This is a genomic window from Limnoglobus sp. (genome assembly GCF_059499385.1).
Genome location: NZ_JCABYM010000034.1, coordinates 1 through 5,218 on the forward strand (window position 1 = coordinate 1; position 5,218 = coordinate 5,218).

Consider the following 5,218-nt stretch of genomic DNA (forward strand, 5'->3'; position numbering starts at 1 on the left):
CCCCTCACCCGGCGGCTTACGCCGCTCGGCTCGCCGCGGCCCCCGTTGCGCTCCCCGCGCGGGATCGACTTCCGAAGTCGAAGCCGGACTTCGGAAGTCGGGCCGCCGCGAACCCGCGGCGGCCGTTCGTGTCCTTCCCGTGCAGCCGGTGGTGTAGTGGCTCCGCACGCGACGCTGTGACCGTCGAGGGACGGGTTCGAACCCCGTCTGGCTGCCTGATACAGAGGGATGCTCCTGGGAGAGCACGCGGATTCCAACCCCGCTTCACAGGGTTCAAATCCTTGTCCCTCTGCTGAGTAGTTGGTAGTTGGTAGTTGCCAGCAAAGACCGCTCACTACTGCCTACTACCAACTACTCGCCGGCGTGGCGCGACACCAGAAAGGCACCGACCTCGTAAGTCGGCTCATGCGGGTGCGACCCCCGCCGCCGGCCCTTTCGCACGATCGTCCGGATTCCGGACCTAACGGTACACTTTCACCAACTCCTCCGCCCGGACCCGCCCGGCCGCCCCGAACCCGATGCGGCCGCTGATTCTTACTGACAGGCCGGACACGACTTGTTATAACTGCGCTTCCACCCCGGCCTTCGGACCGCCCGCGAATAATACGGCCCCCCAGCAAATGCCCGTGCCCAGCGGCTGCGAGAACGGTACGGTTGCACATGATCGAATACCAAGAGGCCCGGCGGATCGCGGCGATGCTGGCGGCCGTCGGCGAGCCGACGCGGATGCTCGTGCTGCACCGCTTGACCGAACGGCCGCACAACGTCGGCGAACTGGCCGACCTGCTCGGCATCCCGATGGTCAACATGTCCCACCACCTCGGCGTCATGCGGAACGCCGGGCTGCTCGAAGACGACAAGGAGGGCCGGCGGGTGAACTACAAGTTCCGGCCCGGCGTGTACGTCCCCGGCGGCGACTCGCCGGACGTGATCGGCACCATCCTCTGCGGCAACTACCGGGTGAACATCCTCAAGGAAGAGGCCGCGGCCAAGAGCCGGGCGAAGGTGGCGAAGAAATCCGCCGGGTGACCCGGCAAGATCGGCCCGCCGCCGAGCGAATCACCCGGTGCCACGGGCGGGACCGGCATGACCTGGAACGTCACAGACCTGATGAAGGTGGCCGCGATCTCCGCGGCCGCGTTCGGCGTCCTCCGCGTCGTCCTCGGGCGGCCGCTCGTCCGGAACGTCGTCAACCCGAACCGGCTGACGTGGCTGCTCGTCGCCGCCGGGTTCCTCGCGGCCGGGTGCGGCCTGCTGCGGGAGCAGACGAACGCCGGCAACCCGCTCGCCTGGTTCGCGCCGCTCGAAGCGCTCGTCCTGCAGGAGAAGGCGACCGGCCCGGTCCTCATCGCCGGGTTCGCGCTCTTCAACGGCCTCGTCATCCTCGGCACGCTGGCGTACTGCTGGGCCGTGCTGCCCCGCGACCCCGGCACGTTCCGCAAGCTCGCCCACCTGCCGCGGGCCGTGCAATACTATTCCAGCCTCCGCGGCGGCATCGACTTCGCCGCCCTCGTCCGGTTGGCGAAGGCCGACGGCGCGACGCCGGACGTGATCGCGACCGGCGTGAACCGGGCCGAGATCCAACAGCGGCTCGACGCGACCGGGCAGAAGGAGCCGGCCGACGTTCGCATCCGGAAGTGGCTCGACCTGGCGGTCGAGTTGCACCGCGAGTTCCAGCGGATGAACGGCCTGTTGGAGAAGGGCGGCCAGGGCGGGAACCGGCGGGTGCTGCTGGACGTGCAGTACGGCGGCTACCTGTTCCAGTACGTCCGGCCGCCGAAGGCCGGGGCGGACGTGCAGTTCCTGTTCGCGGTCGCCGTCCTGCAACAGGAGGTAACGACCCGCCGGTTCGAGGACCACTTCGACCTACTCGTCCAGGCCGTGCGGAACGCCACCGCCGCGGCCGAACGGTTGTGACACCCTTCCCCCCCGCCGCGGCGTCGGCTACCATCGGGCATCCCACCGGGCCACCGGTATGACCGACGAACCGCACCTCGACCGCACGCAGGTCCAGACCTCCGCCCCGCCGGCCGCGGTCCGCCACGGGCTGCCGGCCATCCCCGGCTACGACGTGCTCCGCGAGATCGGCCGCGGCGGCATGGGCGTCGTCTACGAGGCGAAGCAGACGAAGCTCGACCGCGCCGTCGCGCTCAAGCTCATGCGCGGCGACGACCCGCTGAACAAGGCCCGGTTCCTCGCGGAGGGCCAGGTCATCGCGGCGGTCAAGCACCCGCACGTCGTCGCCGTGTACGACTTCGGGGAGAGCGACTTTGGCCCGTACATCGCGATGGAGTACCTCACCGGCGGGCCGCTCGGTTCGCGGGTCAAGGCGGGCCACGCCTTCGCCCCGGCGGACGCGGCGGCGGTGATCGCGAAGGTCGCGTCCGGCGTCGGCGCGGCCCACGACCTGGGGATCGTCCACCGCGACCTGAAGCCGGGCAACGTGCTGCTCGCCGCCGACGGGACGCCGAAGGTGACGGACTTCGGCCTCGCGAAGCGGACCACGTCCGACCTGACGCAGACGCAGGACGCGGCCGGGACGCCGGCGTACATGGCCCCGGAGCAGGCGCGGGCGATGAAGTTCGTCGGCCCGCCGGCGGACGTGTGGTCGCTCGGCGTCATGCTGTACGAGGCGCTCGCCGGCCGCCGGCCGTTCGAGGCGACCACGGACGTGGAGTTGCTCACCACGATTCAACTGACCGACCCGCCGACGCTGCGGAGCGTGGCCGGGAGCATCCCCCGCGACCTGGAGACGATTTGCCTGAAGTGCCTGGAGAAGGAGCCGGACCGCCGCTACCCGACGGCGAACGAGCTGGCCGCCGACCTGCGGGCGTGGGCGGACGGCCGGCCGATTTCCGCGAAGCGGGCAACACCGTTCGAGAAGGCCGTACTGTGGGTGCGGCGGAAGCCGACGCTCGCCGCCGCGTGCGCCCTCGGCGTGCTGGCCGCCGTGTCCGTCGCGTCCGCCGTCGTCACGACGAGCCTCTGGCAGGAAGCGGTGACGGAGAAGCGGATCGCCGTCGAGTTCCGGGGGAAGGCGGAGGAGGCCCGCGACCTCGCCGAGGACCAGAAGCGGATCGCGGACGCGGCCCGCGGCACGGCCGTGACCGAGAAGGGCCTGGCCGACGTTGCCCGCGACCGCGCGGAGAAGGCCGAGGGGTTAGCCCGCGCGGCCGAGGGCGTGGCGAAGCAGGCCCGCGACGACATCGCCGACGAGCGGGAGCGGCTGGCCTACGCCCGCAACCTGTCGTTCGCCCACGCCGAGTACCGGGCCGGCGACGCCGCCCGCGCGAACATGTTCCTCGCCCTCTGCCCGGAGAAGCACCGCGGCTGGGACTGGAATTTCGTCCACCGCCTCTGCCACTCGGACCAGGTCACCCTCAAGGGCCACATCTCGGCCGTGTGGGACGCCGCGTTCTCGCCGGACGGCACGAAGGTCGTCACCGCCAGCAGCGACAACTCCGCCGTCGTCTGGGACGCGGCGACCGGCAAGGAACTCGTGAAGCTCGCCGGGCACGTCGGCATCGTGGACGCGGCCGCGTTCAGCCCCGACGGCGGGCGGGTCGTCACCGCCGCGCAGGACAACGCCCGCGTCTGGGACGCGCGGTCCGGCAAGCAACTCCTTCTCCTGAAGGGGCACACGAGCTTCGTCCGCACGGCCGCGTTCTCGCCGGACGGCACGAAGGTCGTCACCGGCGGGACGGACAACGCCTGCAAGGTGTGGGACGCGACGACCGGCGAGGAGCTGACGACGTACCGGCACGCGAACCCCGTCTTCTCGGTGGCGTTCACGGCCGACGGGAAGCGGGTCCTCAGCGTCGCCGACGACAACCGCGCCCGCGTCTGGGACGCGACGACCGGGAAGGTCACGGCGGGCTTCACCGGGAAGGCCGCCTGGGTCCGGGCCGCGTGGCTGACCCGCGACGGGAACCTGCGGGCCGTGACCGGCACCGACGACGGCCCGACCGCGCTCTGGGCCGCGGACGAGGACAAGCAACTCTTCGAGTTGAAGGGCCACGCGGGCACGATCCGCACGGCGTTCCCGAACGCGGCCGGCGACCGGATCGTGACGGCCAGCCCGGACCAGACGGCCCGCGTCTGGGACGTGAAGACCGGCCGCGTGGCGCTCGTGCTGAAGGGGCACACCGGCCGCGTGGAATCGGCCCGGTTCAGCCCGGACGGGTCGCGGATCGTCACCGCGTCCGCGGACAACACGGCGAAGGTCTGGTCCGCGACCGGCGGCCCGGACCCGCTCCTGCTGCCGGGCCACAAGCGGGAGGTGAAGTCGGTCGCGTTCTCCCGCGACGGCACGCGGGTCGTCACCGCCAGCAACGACGGGACCGTGCGAATCTTCGACCCGGCGTCCGGCGAGTTGACGCGGACCATCTCGGTGTCCCGCGTCGTCGCGGAGACGGCCGCGTTCTCGCCGGACGGCACGAGGGTCGTCACCGCCGGCCGCGACGGGATGGCGGGCGTCTTCGACGCGGCGACCGGCCGCCGGCTACTCACCATCGAGGCCCACAAGCACTCGGTCCGCTCGGCCGTCTTCTCGCCGGACGGCGGACGAATCCTCACCGCCGGGTTCGACAACGTGGCCGTGCTGTGGGACGCGAAGACGGGCGACCTCGTGCGGGCGTTCGAGGGGCACACGGCCCCGGTGAACGCGGCCGCGTTCTCGCCGGACGGCGCGCTCATCGCGACGGCCGGGTCCGACTTCCGCGGCCGCGTCTGGGACGCGAAGACCGGGAAGGAGCTGGCCGAGCTGAAGGGGCACGCGAGCTTCGTGGAGGCGGTCGCGTTCTCCCCGGACGGCAAGCGAGTGGCGACGGCCGGGGCGGACAACACGGCCCGCGTCTGGGACGCGGCGACCGGCCGGGAACTGCTGACGCTCCGCGGCCACACCGACGACGTGCGGACGGTGGCGTTCGACGCGGACGGCACGCGGCTCTTGACGGCGAGCGCGGACAAGACGGCGAAGCTGTGGGACGCGACGGTCGGCAACGAGACGCTGACACTGTCCGGCCACGGCGGGGGCGTGAACGCGGCGGCGTTCTCGCCGGACGGCCGCCGCCTCGCGACGGCCGGCGACGACCAGACCGCACGGGTGTGGGACGCCGGACGGTGACGACCGCTTCGGAGGAGCAGCGTCTCCGTTCGGTATTACTCCCTCTCCCCCGGCTTTGCGGGGGAGAGGGCCGGGGTGAGGGGGAAGACGCTC

Annotated in this window: 3 protein-coding genes and 2 tRNA genes; all 5 read left to right on the forward strand. The window is 71.7% G+C overall.

The window, feature by feature from the left end:
• Positions 1–141 precede the first annotated feature (141 nt).
• The 5 genes from AC5JJ2_RS05850 (at position 142) to AC5JJ2_RS05870 (ending at position 5,125) form a co-directional block, all read left to right on the forward strand.
• A tRNA-His gene (locus AC5JJ2_RS05850) sits at positions 142–216 on the forward strand.
• 141 nt (positions 217–357) lie between these two features.
• Positions 358–432: transfer RNA gene (locus AC5JJ2_RS05855), tRNA-Thr, on the forward strand.
• 228 nt (positions 433–660) lie between these two features.
• Positions 661–1,029 carry an ArsR/SmtB family transcription factor gene (locus tag AC5JJ2_RS05860; RefSeq protein WP_495857031.1) on the forward strand — a complete coding sequence of 123 codons (369 nt, stop codon included), beginning with the start codon at positions 661–663 and terminating at the stop codon, positions 1,027–1,029.
• A gap of 57 nt (positions 1,030–1,086) precedes the next feature.
• Positions 1,087–1,917 carry a hypothetical protein gene (locus AC5JJ2_RS05865; RefSeq protein ID WP_495857032.1) on the forward strand — a complete coding sequence of 277 codons (831 nt, stop codon included), beginning with the start codon at positions 1,087–1,089 and terminating at the stop codon, positions 1,915–1,917.
• Positions 1,918–1,975: 58 nt separating this feature from the next.
• Complete coding sequence (locus AC5JJ2_RS05870; protein WP_495857033.1) at positions 1,976–5,125, forward strand: WD40 repeat domain-containing serine/threonine protein kinase; 3,150 nt, start codon at positions 1,976–1,978, stop codon at positions 5,123–5,125.
• Positions 5,126–5,218 lie beyond the last annotated feature (93 nt).

Bases quoted from the DNA above. Each gene is read 5' to 3' on its own strand.
- AC5JJ2_RS05865 (WP_495857032.1), top strand. From the start codon at position 1,087: ATGACCTGGAACGTCACAGACCTGATGAAGGTGGCCGCGATCTCCGCG.
- AC5JJ2_RS05860 (WP_495857031.1), top strand. From the start codon at position 661: ATGATCGAATACCAAGAGGCCCGGCGGATCGCGGCGATGCTGGCGGCC.
- AC5JJ2_RS05870 (WP_495857033.1), top strand. From the start codon at position 1,976: ATGACCGACGAACCGCACCTCGACCGCACGCAGGTCCAGACCTCCGCC.